This window comes from Rhodococcus sp. MS16, from assembly GCF_013277795.1.
GTDB lineage: Bacteria > Actinomycetota > Actinomycetes > Mycobacteriales > Mycobacteriaceae > Rhodococcus_F > Rhodococcus_F globerula.
Genome location: NZ_VBTM01000008.1, coordinates 30,117 through 46,745 on the forward strand (window position 1 = coordinate 30,117; position 16,629 = coordinate 46,745).

Annotated in this window: 14 protein-coding genes; 8 read left to right on the forward strand and 6 right to left on the reverse strand. The window is 61.8% G+C overall.

Features of this window, described 5'->3' with window-relative positions; all coding sequences use genetic code 11:
- Positions 1-28 precede the first annotated feature (28 nt).
- Positions 29-1,339 (forward strand): MFS transporter, encoded by a 1,311-nt coding sequence (locus tag FEZ60_RS19510; protein ID WP_033236087.1) that lies wholly within the window; start codon positions 29-31, stop codon positions 1,337-1,339.
- A gap of 2 nt (positions 1,340-1,341) precedes the next feature.
- Entirely contained in the window at positions 1,342-3,204 is a 1,863-nt protein-coding gene (locus tag FEZ60_RS19515) for an FAD-dependent monooxygenase (protein WP_172936783.1), read from the forward strand.
- Positions 3,205-3,261: 57 nt separating this feature from the next.
- On the opposite strand, the gene FEZ60_RS19520 is transcribed toward FEZ60_RS19515, so the two are convergent.
- The gene (locus FEZ60_RS19520; protein WP_172936784.1) at positions 3,262-4,776 is read right to left on the reverse strand and encodes an MFS transporter; all 1,515 of its coding nucleotides are present in this window, start codon (positions 4,774-4,776) and stop codon (positions 3,262-3,264) included.
- An 85-nt stretch (positions 4,777-4,861) separates the two neighbouring features.
- Here FEZ60_RS19520 and FEZ60_RS19525 point away from each other — a divergent pair, with 85 nt between their 5' ends.
- Positions 4,862-5,239 (forward strand): MarR family transcriptional regulator, encoded by a 378-nt coding sequence (locus tag FEZ60_RS19525; RefSeq protein WP_033236085.1) that lies wholly within the window; start codon positions 4,862-4,864, stop codon positions 5,237-5,239.
- Positions 5,240-5,474: 235 nt separating this feature from the next.
- Positions 5,475-6,623 (forward strand): N(5)-(carboxyethyl)ornithine synthase, encoded by a 1,149-nt coding sequence (locus FEZ60_RS19530; protein ID WP_095888641.1) that lies wholly within the window; start codon positions 5,475-5,477, stop codon positions 6,621-6,623.
- A 7-nt stretch (positions 6,624-6,630) separates the two neighbouring features.
- Here FEZ60_RS19530 and FEZ60_RS19535 read toward each other — a convergent pair whose 3' ends face one another.
- The 5 genes from FEZ60_RS19535 to FEZ60_RS19555 all read right to left on the reverse strand — a co-directional run bounded on the left by FEZ60_RS19535 (position 6,631) and on the right by FEZ60_RS19555 (position 11,928).
- Positions 6,631-7,002 (reverse strand): limonene-1,2-epoxide hydrolase family protein, encoded by a 372-nt coding sequence (locus tag FEZ60_RS19535; RefSeq protein WP_033236083.1) that lies wholly within the window; start codon positions 7,000-7,002, stop codon positions 6,631-6,633.
- A complete protein-coding gene (locus FEZ60_RS19540; RefSeq protein ID WP_172936785.1) occupies positions 6,999-8,144 on the reverse strand; it encodes a 3'(2'),5'-bisphosphate nucleotidase CysQ in 1,146 nt (381 codons plus the stop codon). Before FEZ60_RS19540 ends, FEZ60_RS19535 begins: the two co-directional genes overlap by 4 nt.
- Positions 8,141-9,985 (reverse strand): adenylyl-sulfate kinase, encoded by a 1,845-nt coding sequence (cysC, locus tag FEZ60_RS19545; RefSeq protein WP_172936786.1) that lies wholly within the window; start codon positions 9,983-9,985, stop codon positions 8,141-8,143. The genes FEZ60_RS19540 and cysC overlap by 4 nt, the downstream gene beginning before the upstream one ends.
- Positions 9,985-10,911, reverse strand: coding sequence for a sulfate adenylyltransferase subunit CysD (gene cysD, locus FEZ60_RS19550; RefSeq protein ID WP_033236080.1), 927 nt, complete (start codon positions 10,909-10,911; stop codon positions 9,985-9,987). Before cysD ends, cysC begins: the two co-directional genes overlap by 1 nt.
- 93 nt (positions 10,912-11,004) lie before the next feature.
- The gene (locus FEZ60_RS19555) at positions 11,005-11,928 is read right to left on the reverse strand and encodes a helix-turn-helix domain-containing protein (protein WP_095888638.1); all 924 of its coding nucleotides are present in this window, start codon (positions 11,926-11,928) and stop codon (positions 11,005-11,007) included.
- A 115-nt stretch (positions 11,929-12,043) separates the two neighbouring features.
- On the opposite strand from FEZ60_RS19555, the gene FEZ60_RS19560 reads away from it, so the two are divergent.
- From FEZ60_RS19560 to FEZ60_RS19575, 4 genes are all read left to right on the forward strand, one after another.
- Positions 12,044-13,210: a hypothetical protein gene (locus tag FEZ60_RS19560; protein WP_172936787.1), complete on the forward strand. Its 1,167-nt coding sequence runs from the start codon at positions 12,044-12,046 to the stop codon at positions 13,208-13,210.
- A gap of 3 nt (positions 13,211-13,213) precedes the next feature.
- Positions 13,214-13,996, forward strand: coding sequence for an SDR family oxidoreductase (locus tag FEZ60_RS19565; RefSeq protein WP_033236077.1), 783 nt, complete (start codon positions 13,214-13,216; stop codon positions 13,994-13,996).
- Between the two features lie 7 nt (positions 13,997-14,003).
- Positions 14,004-15,143, forward strand: a complete 1,140-nt coding sequence (locus FEZ60_RS19570; RefSeq protein ID WP_172936788.1) for a sulfotransferase — start codon at positions 14,004-14,006, stop codon at positions 15,141-15,143.
- Between the two features lie 108 nt (positions 15,144-15,251).
- A complete protein-coding gene (locus FEZ60_RS19575) occupies positions 15,252-16,628 on the forward strand; it encodes an alpha/beta hydrolase domain-containing protein (RefSeq protein WP_172936789.1) in 1,377 nt (458 codons plus the stop codon).
- The last annotated feature ends 1 nt before the right edge of the window (position 16,629 follow it).

Genomic DNA, 16,629 nt, shown 5'->3' on the forward strand with positions numbered 1-16,629 from the left:
AAGCGATATTCATGTCGAAAGGCAATTCATGACCTCCACCGCCACGCCGCACACGGTGCGCGCTGCCGCGAGCGCCAAAGCGCGCAAAGCCGCCCTCGGCAGCTTTGTCGGCACCGCCATCGAGTGGTACGACTTTTTCATCTACGGCACCGCTGCGGCGCTTGTACTCGGCACGCAGTTCTTCCCCGGCACGTCCGAACTCGCCGGAACCTTGGCCGCCTTCGCGACACTCGCCGTAGGATTCATCGCGCGCCCCATCGGCGGAATCGTGATGGGACATTTCGGCGACCGCATCGGACGCAAGTCCATGCTCGTACTCTCGCTGCTCCTGATGGGCGGCGCGACCGTTGCCATCGGCCTGCTGCCGAATTACGACTCGATCGGTGTCTTTGCGCCCGTCCTCCTCGTGACATTCCGCTTCATCCAGGGCCTGGGCGTCGGCGGCGAATGGGGTGGAGCAGTCCTGGTTGCGACCGAAAATGCACCAGAAGGCAAGAAGGGCCTCTACGGCGCGGCGCCGCAGATCGGCGTGCCGGCCGGTGTGCTGATGGCCAACCTCGTGTACCTGCCGCTCGCCGCGTTCATGGACGACAGCACCTTCAACTCCTGGGGTTGGCGAATTCCGTTCCTGCTCAGCGCTGTTCTGGTGGGCGTCGCGATGTGGATTCGACTCGGACTCGAGGAAAGTGACGAGTTCACCGCGTCCAAGGACGACGCTCCTGCGGAGACACTGCCGATCCTCGAGGTGCTGACCAAGCACTGGAAGACCGTGCTGCTCGCCGGTGGCACCTTCATCGCCACCAACGGAATCGCGTACGCGTACATGGTGTACGTCCTCAAGTACGGCGAGAAGGAACTCGGATTCAGCAAGACCACGATGCTGTTCCTGCTCATCGCGTCCTGCCCCTTCTGGATGGCCGGAATGGCATTCAGCGCGCACAAGTCGGACTCGATCGGACGCCGAACCGTCTACATCCGTAGCTCCATCGCGTTGGTCGTCGCCGCGGCAGCATTCTTCCCGCTCATGGACACCGCAATCATCCCGGCGATGTTGTTTGCCATGATCGGCCTTGGCTTCACGCTCGGCTGCTGCGCCGGCCCACAATCCGCGCTGTTCGCCGAACTGTTCCCCGCCCACATCCGCTACAGCGGAGCGTCGCTCGGCTACCAGATCGGTGCCATCCTCGGCGGCGGCCTGGCCCCGATGATCGCCACCGCACTCTTTGCCGGATTCGGCACGTCGCTCGCCATCACCGTCTACTTCGTGGGAATCGCCGTGATCAGCCTCGTCTCGATCCTGTTGCTCCCCGAACCTTCTGCCGCACAGAAAGCCTCGTGATCATGTCGACTTACTTTCATCCGAAGAAGTATGCTGCCGAGGATTTTGCGTCCCTGGCTCCGTCGGCCGACGCGCTTCCGGTAGTGATCGTCGGCGCCGGCCCCGTCGGCATGGGCGTTGCCATGGGCTTGGCCCAGCGCGGCATTCCCGTCACAATTCTCGAAGCGGCAGATCAGGTTTCGTTCGGCAGCCGCGCGATCTGCGTGTCCCGGCACAGCCTCGAAGTTGCCGAGCGTCTCGGCTTCGGCGCCGAACTCGAAGACATCGTTCTGCCGTGGGTGGGTGGCCGGAGCTACTACCGTGATCAGGAAGTGCTGCACTTCCGCATGGCGTCCGCCGATCACGATGCGCGCGGCCCCATGGTCAACGTGTCGCAATCCGAGTTCGAGCAGATCATGACGGACAAGCTGCTGGCTCACCCCTTGGTGAACTTCCACTGGTCGTCGTCGATCGCGGGCATCGCAACCGGCGACGACGAGGTGACGTTGACCGTCGACACCGCGTTCGGAACTCGCGAACTGCGTGCCGCCTGGGTCGTTGCCGCCGACGGTGGCCGTAGCAAGATGCGCGAACTCAGCGGAATCCGCCTGCAGGGCAACAGCTACGAGGGCAACTACGTCATCGCGGACATTCATTGGGAATCAGAACTACCGGCCGAGCGTCTGGTGTGGTTCGACGCGCCGAGCAACCCGGGTTCCACGATCATCATGCACCGCCAGCCGCGTGACATCTGGCGCATCGACTACCAACTCGACGCGTCGGACGATCCCGAAGCGGAGACGCAGGAAGATCGCATCCGCGACCGCATCACGCGCCACCTCGAATGGCTGCAGAGCGACATCCCGTGGACCCTCGAGTGGTTCGGTTTCTACCGCGCTCATGCACTGGCCTTGGAAGATTTCACGCACGGCCGCGTGCTGTTTGCCGGCGACGCAGCGCATCTCGTCCCTATCTTCGGTGTTCGTGGCCTCAACTCCGGCATGGAAGACGCCGAAACCTTGGTGTGGCAGTTGGCCTCCGTCATCAACGGAGCGTCCGATACCGCCATCCTCGACGCGTACTCGACGGAACGTCGCAGCGCGTGGCAGCAGAACGTCGACAATGCAGGCAAGTCGACGCTCATCATGTCCCCGGGTAGCCACGGACACCGAACCACTCGCGACGCGGTGCTCGAACTCGCCACCACTCGAGGCGAATTCGCGCACCTGATCAATCCGCGCCAGTCGAGCGCTACGCACGCCCACCTCTCACCGCTGACGTGGCCCACCGCTCCGGGCACCGAAGGCGTCCTGCCCGGTGATCCGCTCGAAGACAGGATCGTCGCGGTCTCGGCGGACGGCTCGGAAACCTCCTTGAATCGTTTGCGCGGTACGGGATTCGGTGTGCTGGCCTTCGGCCTGTCGGCTGAATTGGCTTCCGAACTCGCCGCGCAGGCCGACGTTCTTGCTCGCGCACTTGCACCGGAAACCGTGCGGGTAATCACCGTGGGTGGTGCCGATGCCACGGTCGACGACGCTAGCGGTGACCTCGCGGCTGCACTCGGTGCTCGCGTCGGCGATATCTTCGTGATCCGCCCCGACGGTTTGGTTCTGTGCCGGATCAGCGATCCCGCACAATTGGGCGATGTAGCCAAGCATCTCACCGCCGGAACTGCGCCGACCCACTTCGACGCGGCAGTGTCCGTGACAGCTGCAGCGGTCGGAGACGATGCCCGTCGTGAGCACGTGTGGTTGGCACTCTCCAACGCACTCGATCAGGCCGAGCCGGCTGATCGTGAAGGCATGTTGGTGCGCCTGGCCATGATCCTCGGCTCGCAGGCGAGCACTGCCGACTTCGACAGTGCTCTTGGGTCCGCTTCCCGCTAGTCCACGATTCACACGTTCAGCCGCGCAGGAATTCTCCTGCGCGGCTGAACTTTTTTGCTAGGAGACGGGCGTCAACTCCTTCTCCGCATCGGTGCGCTTTCCACGTACCGATCTTCCCCGCACCAAGGGCGAGACGGTGATGGCCAAGCCCACCAGCGCAACGCCGGTAACCAGGATCAGTCCGGGATGGAACTGTTGAAACCCGGCAGTCCCCGAGCCAGTCGCGGTATGCGAGCCAGCGGTGACCAGAGCCGTCGTCAGTGCCAGCACAAGGGCCGCACCGACCTGAGCCGACGTGTTCACCAGACCCGAGGCCAAACCTTGCTCCGAGTCGTCGACGCCAGAGGTTGCCTGAGCCATGATCGAGGTGTAGCCCAAGGCAAATCCGAGGCCGAGCAGAATGACGCTGGGGAGAATTGCCACAACGTATGACGGTGAATCACTCCCGGCAAACAGGAACCAGAGGTACCCGACGCTCAGCGACGTCAGTGCCGCGATGATGAGTCTGGCACTGCCGTACAGGTCGACCAACCGTCCGACAAACGGCGAACCGAAGGCAACGATGATGCCGGCGGGGAGCAGTGCCATCGCCATCTTCAGGGGCGACCAGCCGAGGGCGGACTGCAGGAAGATCGTCATCATGAACTGGAAGCTCAGATAGGACCCGAAGAGCGCGATGATGGCGAGATTCGCGCGGACGATGCTGCCGACGCGCAGAAGTCCAAGGCGCACAAGCGGATGTGCCACCTTCTTCTCCACGACAAAGAACGTCGCCAAGAGTACCGCTGCCACGGCAAACGACCCCAAGGTCATCGGGTGCGCCCAACCACGAGTCGGGGCCGAGACCATCGTGTAGACCGTGAGCAGCATTCCCGTCACCAACGTGACGGCGCCAACCAGGTCGTGTCCGCCGTTGTCCGCGGGACGGTCCCGCGGAATGAGGAAGTACCCACCGATCAGCGCGATGACAGCGAAGGGCACCGGCATCAGGAACGTGAATCTCCAACCGGCGCTGGTCAACAGCCCGCCGAGAATCAGTCCGGACGAGTAGCCGCTGGCACCGAATACCGAGAACACGGACAGCGCCCGGTTACGTGCCGGACCTTCTTTGAACGTCGTGGTGAGGATGGACATCGCGGTCGGAGCGGTGAAGGCGGCAGCGAGTCCCTTCACGAATCGTGATGCGATCAGCAGTGTTCCGTTGTCGACGAGACCACCGACGAGCGAGGCGATCGCAAACACCGTCAGCGCGATCAGGAACACTTTCCGGCGTCCGAGCAGGTCTGCTGTGCGCCCGCCGAGCAGCAGCAGTCCGCCGAATCCGAGGACGTAGCCGTTGATGATCCACTGCAGCGAAGTAGTGGACAGGCCCAGTTCATCGCCGATGGACGGTAGAGCGACGCCCACCATCGACACATCGAGACCGTCGAGGAACAACACGAGGCAGAGCACCGCGAGGATGCCCCACAGCTTGAGGGACCAACCCTCCCCTGTGGCCGGATCCGTGGATTCCGTAGAACCCGGTGATTCCGGCGAATCGAATGGTTTGAGTGTCGAGTCTGTGCAAGTCACGTCAGCGAGAATAGATGCACATGCACTTAATGCACAAGCATTTAATGCAATTGCACGTAATCGAGTCTTCAACTAGAATGCGGTCGTGACGTCGGAATCCGAATTGCGCAACACCTGGCGCTCGCTGTCGACCAGCTACAACGACATCGCATGCGAACTCGATCGCCAGATGCAGTCTGCGCATGGCCTGAGCATGAGCGACTTCGAGGCTCTCGACCGACTCATGGACACCTCGTGTGAGCGTCCACGGATGCAGGATCTGGCCTCGGAGATGTACCTGAGCCCCAGTGCGCTCTCCCGCAGCGTCGCCCGTCTCGAGAAGGCCGGACTGGTTCAGCGAGCACTGTGCGAGGCTGACCGGCGCGGAGTCTTCATCGACGTCACCGACAAAGGGCGCGAAGTCCACTCGGATGCCAGCAAAATTCAACTGGCCGTGCTGAATTCACACCTGCGCGCGCAATAGCCCTTACTCACTCGACCGTACCGTCGCATGCCCGAACCCCGGGCGATCAACGAACCCGGCTAGACTGGCCTGGTACCGACGCGCTTTTCTGACGCCGTCGGCGATCGACAGCAGCGCACCCAGCACGCCCTCAGGCGGTCCTGGTCCAGGCATTCTGCCAGCGTTCCTGCGGCTTCTGCTCTTCCCTCAGGCTCCTGCCTGACATCTCTACCTGCTCCTATCGAGAGATACACAATTGAACAACGTACGCACCCTTGGAGTCATCGGACAGTCGAGCAAACCGGCAGAACGCCGGTTGCCGATCCACCCTGCCCATTTCGATCGGATCGACGCTGAACTTCGCTCGCGCATCTACCTCGAAGAGGGCTACGGCCATGCCTTCGGGTACTCAGACGACACCCTCTCGGGCCTGGTGGCCGGAATCCGCACGCGCAAGGAAATTTTGGCGGAAACCGATGTGGTTCTCCTACCGAAACCGTTGGCGGCCGACCTCGCCGAACTCCGCACCGGCCAGGTGCTCTGGGGCTGGCCGCACTGCGTGCAGGACACCGAACTGACCCAGATCGCGATCGACAAGAAGCTGACTCTCATCGCTTTCGAGGCCATGAACCACTGGCACAGCGACGGATCCTTCAATTTGCATGTCTTCCACAAGAATAACGAGTTGGCGGGCTACAGCTCGGTTCTCCATGCCTTGCAGTTGATCGGTTCCACCGGCGACTACGGGCGACGCCTCACCGCTGCCGTCATCGGTTTCGGTGCCACCGCCCGCGGCGCCGTCACGGCACTCAAGGCGCATGGTATCCATGAAGTCGACGTGCTGACCCAACGCGGCGTCACCGCCGTCAGCTCCCCCATCCACTCGGCTCGGATGGTCTCGTTCGACAACAACAACGGCGATGTTCGCGGCAGTCACGTGATGATCGACAATCACAGCGTGCCGGTTCCCGGCTTCCTCGCCGAGCACGACATCGTCGTCAATTGTGTACTGCAGAACACGGATACACCGCTGACGTTCCTCACCGAGGAAGACCTCGTGAACTTTCAACCCGGCAGCCTCATCGTCGACGTCTCGTGCGACGAAGGAATGGGATTCAGCTGGGCTCGCCCCACCTCGTTCGCGGAGCCGACCTTCATCGTCGGTGACAACATCACCTACTACGGCGTCGATCACAGCCCGTCGTACCTGTGGAACTCCGCATCGTGGGAGATCAGCGAATCACTTCTCCCCTACCTACCTGCCGTCATGGCAGGAGAGACGGCGTGGAAAGCAGACGAGACCTTGGAGCGGGCCATCGAAATCCGTGACGGCGTCATCGTGAATCCGGCCATCACCCGATTCCAGCACCGCTCACCGGACTACCCACACCCGATTCTGGCGTAGTGAACAATCAGCCCTGGCCGGCTGCCGCCGTGATCGGCGCCATGTCGAAGTAGTCGCGCCAGGCGCTGATTTTCCCGTCACGGACTTCGAACACGCCCATCACCGGTAGCGCTACCTCCGCGCCGTTGATGCTGAAGACGTCGATGCGCTCGTTCATGACTACGTCACCGCCTGAGACCTGACGCTTGGTCTGAAAGTCGATGTTGCCGAAGGCACCCACAAACTGCTCGATGAATGTCCGGACGGCCTCGCGCCCGACCACGGGTTCCATCGGAATATTGTGGTAGACGATGTCATCGGTGAAGTAGTCGACGATCTTCGCGATGTCGGCGTCGGCCCATTCCTTGCAGAATTCGGTGACCAAAGTATCGGGTGTCATTGTGTTCCAGCCTCTTTCGAATGCGGTTCGATAATTGCCATGATGCTTTCAATCTCCCCTGCCGGTATTCCGAAGTACTCGGTGATGAACACCGTGACAGCAGGCGCTTGGCCCGGGGTTCCGAGGTCCAACAGATATCGCGCTACGACGCTTTCGCCCCACTCACGCAGCGCGAGTTCACGTATGGCGACAATTCCGCGGTACTGCTGCCCCTGTTCGAGTTCATTGCTGATGAAAGCGCCGGTGTCACCGGTTCGTTGACCGTTCTCCACGCGCCACGCGTCGGCAGCAAAGCGAACCTTCGTTGCGTCGTGAGTGAGCAACGCATTCACGTACTCCCGCGCCATCGCGACGCGTCCGCTGACGGCAGACTCCGTGGAGTGCTTGGCAATTGCACCCAGAATCGACTCGGCCAGCTCTGGCCGGCAGATCACCAGGTCCGGCAGATACGGATGAGATTCGTTGTACAACAACGGCGAACCGTCAATGCGGCTGCAGTGCAGCCCCGCAGCCTGGGCTACACCGACGGGCGCAGCCGAATCCCATTCCCACTGCCCACCGGCATGCAGGTAGGCGTCGACGTCGCCGCGCACGACGGCCATCGCCTTGGCACCAGCCGAGCCCATGTGCACAACCTCTGCGCCAAGCTCGGCCGCCACCGCATCGGTGAACGCGGGCGGGCGCGAGCCGCTGACAACAATGCGAAGTGGCTGGTTGGCCGGTGCGTCCGACACTGCGTCGATACTCGAGTACACCTGCCCGAGCGCTGGTTGCGACACCGCCGCCGCAGTTATGCCGTGTCCGCGTTCCCAGAGCGCGACGTGCACAGCCCAATCGGAGCGAGCGGGCATCCCGTATTCCTTGGATCCGTCCAGAGGGTCGACGATCCAGACGCGCGAGGCTTCGAGCCTGGTGCGATCGTCGGCGGATTCTTCGGAAAGGACTGCGTCACCAGGACGGGCCTCGGCCAACTGGTCGAGGATGAAGACGTCGGCCGCTTTGTCCCCGCGCCGGCCCAATTCCCGGCCGTCACCGGCGCCGAGACCTTCGGCTCGAATACCGAGAAGGATAGCTCCGGCGGCTTCTGCCAACTGCTTCGCCAACTCGGCGTCGGCAGTTCGGCTGTGCGTTGGTTCGCTCACCTGGCCAACACTTCCATAATTCGCTGTGCCAGTTCGGCAGGCGTTCCGTCTTCGGGCCGAATTACCAGTTCGGCGTGTTCAGGGACCTCGTAGGGATCGTCGACGCCGGTGAAGCCCGTAATCTCCCCCGCCCGCGCTTTTGCGTACATGCCTTTGGGATCCCGCGCCTCGCACTGCTCGATCGGAGTATCGACATACACCTCGACAAAACGCAGACCTGCAGCTTTGTGAGCAGCGCGGACGCGGTCCCGATCCTCTCGGTACGGACTGATCAGACAGGCCACGGCGACTGCGCCGGAATCGGCGAACAACTGCGCCACCGATCCCACCCGCCTCACGTTCTCGGCGCGGTCCTGTGCACTGAATCCCAAATCGGCATTGAGTCCATGTCGAAGGTTGTCCCCGTCGAGTCGGTAGGCGGGGGTACCTGCCGCAACCAGCCTGCGTTCGAGTTCCACTGCGATCGTGGATTTCCCGGAAGCCGAGAGGCCGGTGAGCCACACGGTGGCGCCTGCTGTCGCGCGCTCCTCTCGGGAGACTTCGGAGCTGTGCCAGACGACGTGTGAATCCTTGAGCGTCGGGCCGTTGATCATTCCCGCTGCGACGGTATTTCCGGTGATCTCGTCCACGAGGATGAAGCTGCCGGTGACGCGATTACGACGGTAGGGATCGAACATCAGCGGCTGCTGCGTTTTGATGGAGATGCGCCCGATCTCGTTGAGGGACAGCGCCTCCGCGGTCTCGTCGCGGTGCAGTGTATTGACATCGAGGCGGTAGTCGAGGCGCACAATCTGTGCCTTGGTCGAACGAGTGGTGTGCAGCAACGAGTACCGGTTGTTCTCCGACAGTGTGGTTTGGTCGGTGAGCCAACAGATCATTGCGTCGATCTCCTGGCCTACCTGTGGCCGGTTGTTGATCCGACACAGTTGGTCTCCGCGACTGACGTCGAGATGCTCGCTCAGTTCGATGCAGACGGCGGACGGCGCGAAAGCTTCGGTTATCGCCGTTCCGCCCGGTCCGTGAACAGCCTTGACCGTCGACGTGAAACCCGAAGGGAGAACTACTACTTCGTCGCCTGGCTTGAAGACTCCACTGGCTACGGTCCCGGCGTATCCACGGAAGTCGTGAAGATCTGCGTCGGTCTGCTGCTGCGGACGGATGACGTACTGCACCGGGAATCGCGCATCGATGAGATTGCGATCCGACGCGATGTGCACCTGCTCGAGATGGTGTAGCAGCGACGGACCGTCGTACCAGGACATGTTCTCGGTCCGCGCAACGATGTTGTCCCCCAACAGCGCCGATACGGGGATGAAGGACAGATCGTGGACGTCGAGCTTGATCGCGAACTGCCGGAACTCTTCCTTGATCTCCTCGAACCGGTCCTGCGACCACCCAACCAGGTCCATCTTGTTCACGCACAGCACGAGGTGCGGAATCCCCAAGAGAGTCGACAGAAACGCATGCCGACGTGTTTGCTCGAGCACACCTTTGCGCGCGTCGACCAGGATCAGGGCGAGGTCGGCTGTCGACGCACCGGTGACCATGTTCCGGGTGTACTGCTCATGCCCGGGCGTATCCGCGATGATGAACTTGCGATGCGGAGTGGCAAAATATCGGTGTGCCACATCGATAGTGATGCCCTGCTCGCGCTCGGCGCGCAATCCGTCGGTGAGCAGTGCGAGGTTGGCGTACTCGTCACCGCGTTCACGACTGCTGCGTTCAACCGCTTCGAGTTGATCTTCGAAGATCGATTTGGAGTCGTAGAGCAATCGGCCGATGAGCGTCGACTTACCGTCGTCGACGCTGCCCGCGGTCGCGACTCGGAGGAGTTGCGGCATCAGAAGTACCCCTCTTTCTTTCGATCTTCCATGCCGGCCTCGGAGATTCGGTCGTCCGCCCGGGTTGCTCCGCGTTCGGTGATCCGGCTCGCGGCCACTTCTTCGACGACGGCGGCGGCCGTTTCGGCGGACGACTCCACACACCCTGTACAGGTGGCGTCGCCAACAGTCCGGAAACGCACCAACGCTTCGTACGATTCCTCCCCCGGCTGCAGTTCGAGGAATCGTGTGCGCGCCAACAGCATTCCGTCCCGCGGCACTACCTGCCTTCGGTGGGCGTAGTAGATCTCCGGAAGATTGATCATCTCGCTCTCGATGTACTGCCAGATGTCGAGTTCGGTCCAGTTGGAGAGCGGGAAGATCCGAATATGTTCGCCCTTACGATGTTTGCCGTTGTACAGGTTCCACAGTTCCGGTCGCTGCATCTTGGGATCCCATTGGCCGAATTCGTCCCGGAAACTGAACACTCGTTCTTTTGCTCGCGCCTTCTCTTCGTCCCGGCGAGCTCCACCGAATACGGCGTCGAACTTCCCGTCCCGAATACCGCGGAGCAGTGCGTGAGTTTGCAGACGATTGCGACTCGCCCCGACGCCGGTTTCCTCGCTGACCCGGCCTGCGTCGATGTCGTCCTGCACGCTGGCGATCACCATGCGCAATCCGAACCGGTCCACGGTTCGATCACGAAACTCGATTACTTCGTCGAAGTTGTGCCCGGTGTCGACATGCATGACGGCAAACGGCAACGGCGCCGGCCAGAAGGCCTTGGCCGCGACATGCAGCATCACCACGGAATCCTTGCCACCGGAGAACAGAAGCACCGGCTTTTCGAAAGTCGCGGCAACTTCCCGGAATACGTGGACTGCCTCGGCCTCGAGCGCCCGTAGGTGGGACAACTCGTAGGCGGGCGGGGTCTGGAGTGCGGGCATCGCTTCAGCTCCTACTCGGTGCCGGTACATTTTTGTACCGGACTGGTTCGAGAATGAACGCATTCACAGAATAGAACTCGTTCTACCTAGCGGTCAATGACTGCGAACCGGAACCCGCCCGCCCACCTCCGCAGTCACGGCATCAGCAGCCGCCACCAACGCCGTTGCGCGTCGTTCGATCTCGGAACGCGTAATCGAACCGCCGACATAGAGCGTCAACACCAACGCCTGATGACCCTCGGCGTCGTACGTGGGAGCCGCGATCAACGAAACAGGATGCTCGTCGTCCGAGCTGATGTCTCGCCCGAGATAGACTCGCTCCCCCAGACTCGACACCATTTCACCGAGCAATTCCCGCACCTCGGACGGAAGATCATGTGTCACAACACCTGCCATCAACGTATGCAGGCGTTGACCGATCGGATCGAGACTCTCCACGAGATATCCCGCGTCGCGGCAGTCGCGCACCACAGTCAACAACCGATCCCGATCGAGGCGCACCGGAAGGCTCGGCTCCCGCGCCAGCCAACTCTCGAGATCATGATCGCTTCCCCACAGCACGTACATCAATCCGACCGGCGGAGCGAACGGATACACCTGACCGACCTTTGCCGCTTTCCGTATACCTTCCGGCCCCGTGACTTCGAGAACGCTGATCCGGTCGCCGACCACCGCCGACGCAGTGCAGGTCGTATCGAATTCAGCGCTCAGTTTCTCCAGCTGAGCCCGGGCAATCGGGCCGACGGCAAATCCACGTTGCGCCGCCCGGCCCGCCGCAATCAGCGCCGGACCCAGCCCGTACGTCTTCACGGCGTCGTCGCGCGTCAGATATCCACGATCCGCCAACACCGTCAGGATTCCCAGCGCGGTCGGCTTACTGATCTCGAGCGTCCTGGCAAGTTCGGACAACCCGAAACGCTGGTCGGGACGCGCCACCAGGTAGTCGAGCACCTGCACGACGCGTTCGGTAGGTGGAGACTGACGGCCCGCCGAATGCGGCTTCTCGAATTCAGCCATTGACCACTCCCTAGAACGCGTTCTATTGTCAGAATACCAAGATCTACCCCATAGGTACATATTTGTACCACGACGCTCTGGGCCGGCAAGACTGCCGGAACTGTGAGGAGCCAGCGTGCTGACGGACCCGTTTGCCCAGGCCATCGCCGAGGCCGAAAAACTCATCGAGACGGCCCCGCACATCAGATCCGAACAAGACCTGCTCGAGGGCTACCAGTACCTGGCAGGTGGAGTCATCGCGACAATGCACGCAGCCTGGGCCGCCGAGAAAACCCACCCCAGTTTCATCCAGGGAACCGGACCCTTCACGAAAATGGGGCTCGACAACCCCGACACGATGTACTTCGGCGCCCGCATCAACGACGATCAGGAATACAAGGTCACAGGAAAGCGCGGCACCACAGCCGATCTCAGCTTCCAGGTCCTGAGCGGCAACTACACCAACTCGAACGTGCCCGGCAGCGAGATTGCGTTCGACGACCGCGAACTCGAGATCGCCGACGACGGCAGTTTTGTCGTATGGTTCGGCCCCGGGCCGGCCGATGGCCGCGCCAATTACTACACACTTGCACCGGGATCGTCACAGCTCGTCGCGCGAGAGGTGTACAGCGACTGGAGCCAGGAACGCGGAGTCATCCGGATCGAGCGGACGGATTCGATCGGCACGGCGCCCGCGCCGCTTACCGCCGAGGAAACCGAAAAGCGTTTTGCGCGGGCCGGAAAAGCACTGGTCACGCGGGTCAAGACGTGGCTTCAATTCCCGGAGTGGTTCTACCTGAAGCTCACGGTCAACACGATGACCGAACCTCGCCTGACCCCGGGTGGTCTTGCCACGCAGTACTCCTCGGTGGGGCACTACGAACTCACCGACGATCAGGCCATGATCATCACCGTTCCGGCCTCGGATGCGCCGTATCAGGGCTTCCAACTCGGCAGCCTGTGGTACATCTCGCTCGACTACATCAATCACCAAACGTCACTCAACAACGGCCAGGCTCAGGTAGACCCGGACGGCAAGATCCGAATGGTGGTGAGCGAGAAGAATCCCGGCGTCACCAACTGGGTCGAAACTGTCGGCCACCCGCGCGGGATCCTGCAGTTCCGCTGGCAGCGAGTCTCGCGTGAACTGACACCCGAGGACGGTCCCACCGTCGAAATCGTTGCCGTTGAAGATATTCCGAAACACCTACCACATTTCGACACCAACGCCATCACTACCGATGAATGGGCAGAGCGAATCGCTCAGCGCCAGGCCGCCATCGACAACCGAATGCTGGGGTAACAGATGACCGAATTACTGAAGGACCGAGTAGTTGTCATTTCCGGAGTCGGCCCGGCACTGGGCCGTGCTCTGGCACTACGCTGCGCCTCGGCGGGCGCGAATCTTGTTCTCGCAGCGCGCACACAGTCACGATTGGACGACGTCGCCAAGGAGATAGTCGACGCGGGTGGACGTGCTGTCACCGTCGCCACCGACATCACCGATCAGGCGTCCGCCGAAAACCTGGTGGCCGAATCCCTCTCCGCCTACGGCAAAGTCGACACGCTGATCAACAACGCCTTTTCCGTGCCGTCGATGAAGCCGTTGGCGCGCACCGACTATCAGCACATCCGCGACAGCATCGAGCTCACCGTTCTCGGCGCACTTCGACTGACACAACTCTTCACAGCGCCGCTGGCGGAGTCGACGGGCTCGGTAGTGAACATCAACTCGATGGTTCTGCGACACTCTCAAGAGCGGTACGGCAGCTACAAGATGGCAAAGTCGGCACTGCTCGCGATGTCTCAGTCCTTGGCTACCGAACTAGGTCCACAGGGAATCCGCGTCAATTCGATTGCACCCGGATACATCTGGGGTGACACCCTCAAAGGTTACTTCGCCCATCAAGCCGAGAAGTTCGGTATGACCGTCGAGCAGATCTACGAGCACACTGCGGCCAACACCGATTTGAAGCGCCTCCCCACCACCGACGAGGTTGCCGACGCGGCAATTTTCCTCGCGTCGCCGATGGCCAGCGCCATCACCGGTCAATGTATCGACGTCAACTGCGGCGAATTCCATCACTAGGAGCATCATGGCTGAGCGCACACACGTCGGAACCGTCGAAGATCTTCATGCATCCGCAACCAAGATGACGGGGCTCACCGATTTCGGCGTCGACGATTACACCGAAGCTCTGTCGGTTCTCCTCGAGTCGTACGACCGCGACGAGGACCTGACTCCGTTCGGCAGCAAAATCTCTCGCGTTTTCCTCCGCGGTGCGCTTGTTGCCCGCCTCCTCAGTGAATCTGCGTGGAAGCAGCATCCGGAGCACGCCGAGGTCAAGATCGAACGCCCGATTTTTGTCACCGGTTTGCCCCGCACCGGAACGACCGCGCTGCACCGACTCATGACGGTCGACCCCGCGCATCAGGGTCTCGAAATGTGGCTGACGGAGTTTCCGCAGCCGCGCCCGCCACGCGATACGTGGGCATCGAACCCGGTGTTCGCCAAGATCGAGGAGACGTTCGGCCAACACCACGTCGAACACCCCGAGTTCATGGGTGTGCACTACATGTCCGCCAGCGAAGTCGAAGAATGCTGGCAACTGCTCCGGCAGACCTTCAAGTCCGTCTCGTACGAGTGCCTGGCCAACCTACCCACGTACTCGAACTGGCTGAAGGGCCAGGAATGGTCCAATGCCTATGCCCGCCACAAGAAGAACTTGCAGCTGATCGGACTCCCGGATCAGGATCGTCGATGGGTGCTCAAGAACCCCAGTCACCTGTTTGCACTCGACGAACTGATGGCTGTGTACCCGGACGCATTGATCGTTCAGACCCACCGCTCCCCCACGACAATCATTCCGTCGGTCTGCAGCCTCGCAGCGCAAGCCACCGAGGGGTGGTCGAATACGTTCACCGACAAGGTGATCGGCGAGAGCCAGCTCGAATTGTGGGCCCGAGGGCTCGAACAATTCGACGCGGCACGGGCCCACCACAATCCCGCCCAATTCATCGACGTCGACTACCAGGATTTTGTTGCCGATCCACTCGCCACCGTCGAGAACATCTACACCCACTTCGACCTTCCGTTGACCTCCACCGCACAACAGTCGATGGAGGCAATGCATGACGAAAGTCGTTCCGGTGCACGCAAACCTGCACACAAGTACACCCTGGAGGAGTTCGGCCTGAATGCCGAGCAAGTCGAGGAGCGATTCGGGGCGCGCTGACGCGTCCCGCTCATCGGGAAAAGTCTCGGTGACGGGCCCTCCACTGTGTGATCATCCGCGAGAACCGAACTCGTCGGTTGTAGCCGAAAACCGGAGGGCCCGCTCGCGATGACTCTGCATCTCAACCGATCTGCACTTGTTTCCGGACCGATCGGCGGCGGATCCCACGGGTTCCCCGGTACGTCGACATCGTTGGATATCGCGGCGACTGGGTACGTCGAACGAGAGTTTTTTGTCAGCGGCGACGCCGCGTCGTACGTCGCCGCAGCAGACTGGGTGTCCGACGGTCAGTGGTCGGTAACGGAAGGACCCACCGCACGGTTTACCACCCGGATCCTGGTACGCACACCTACCGACCCCAGTCGGTTCAACGGAACCGTGGTTGTCGAGTGGCTCAATGTCAGTGGCAACACCGATATCGATGTCGACTTCGGACACATGAACGAGGAGATCACGAGAGGGTATGCGTGGGTGGGTGTTTCCGCGCAGGCTGCCGGAATCACCAGTACCGGAGGTAGTGGCCTCGGAGACGGGGTCGTGGGCCTAATCACCTGGGATCCCGTGCGATACGGCGCACTTGATCACCCCGGTGACCATTACTCCTACGACATCTTTTCTCAGGTCGGCGCTGCCCTACGTGCGCCCGGCGATGTCGATCCGCTTGGCGGCCTGATTCCGACACAACTGCTCGCAGCCGGGCAGTCACAGTCAGGTTTCCGCATGCTGACCTACGCCAACGCCGTTCATTCTCATGCACGAGTCTTCGACGGCATGATCATTCACGCGCGTGGAGGTATCGGAGCTCCGCTCGGCGACGGCATGATGCTCATGGATCCGGCGCCTGCCCGCGTGCGCACGGATCTAGACGTTCCGGTTTTCCAGTTGATCACCGAGACCGAGCTTTTCGAACTGTGCGGTGGACCAGGACCCACCAGTTTTGTCGCGGCCCGTCAGCCCGACACCGACATGATCCGAACCTGGGAAATCGCCGGCACAGCGCACTCCGACGCCTATTCTCTGAAAATCCTTCATCCACAGTATGTTCGGCAGTTCTCCGACATCAGGGATCTGGCAGCCCTGTTCCCGATCGTCAACGACGGACCGCAGCGCTACGTCGCCAACGCCGCTTTGCGCGGGCTGCGTCAGTGGGCTGCGGGCGGCGCGGCACCCACCTCAGCACCCGTCATCGACACTGCCGACAATGCGGTGCTGCGAGACCGGCACGGCAACGCGACCGGCGGCGTGCGCACTCCTCAACTCGACGTCCCGATTGCCACGTTGACGGGCGAACTCACCCACGTGCCGCATAACGGCGCAACCGTCGCCTTCGGCGCGGCAACACTCACTGAGCTCTACCCCAGCCACGACGCGTACGTCACTGCCTTCTCCGACGCCGCTCAGCGTGCCGTCGACAGCGGTTACCTGCTCCCCGAGGACGCTGCGATTCTGATCGCCGACGCTCAGGGATCCGACGTCAGCCGCTAGC

Coding starts and splice junctions, on each gene's coding strand:
- FEZ60_RS19510 (WP_033236087.1), top strand. CDS start 29: ATGACCTCCACCGCCACGCCGCACACGGTGCGCGCTGCCGCGAGCGCC.
- cysD (WP_033236080.1), bottom strand. CDS start 10,911: ATGCCCGCACTCCAGACCCCGCCCGCCTACGAGTTGTCCCACCTACGG.
- FEZ60_RS19565 (WP_033236077.1), top strand. CDS start 13,214: ATGACCGAATTACTGAAGGACCGAGTAGTTGTCATTTCCGGAGTCGGC.
- FEZ60_RS19515 (WP_172936783.1), top strand. CDS start 1,342: ATGTCGACTTACTTTCATCCGAAGAAGTATGCTGCCGAGGATTTTGCG.
- cysC (WP_172936786.1), bottom strand. CDS start 9,985: ATGCCGCAACTCCTCCGAGTCGCGACCGCGGGCAGCGTCGACGACGGT.
- FEZ60_RS19570 (WP_172936788.1), top strand. CDS start 14,004: ATGGCTGAGCGCACACACGTCGGAACCGTCGAAGATCTTCATGCATCC.
- FEZ60_RS19555 (WP_095888638.1), bottom strand. CDS start 11,928: ATGGCTGAATTCGAGAAGCCGCATTCGGCGGGCCGTCAGTCTCCACCT.
- FEZ60_RS19535 (WP_033236083.1), bottom strand. CDS start 7,002: ATGACACCCGATACTTTGGTCACCGAATTCTGCAAGGAATGGGCCGAC.
- FEZ60_RS19575 (WP_172936789.1), top strand. CDS start 15,252: ATGACTCTGCATCTCAACCGATCTGCACTTGTTTCCGGACCGATCGGC.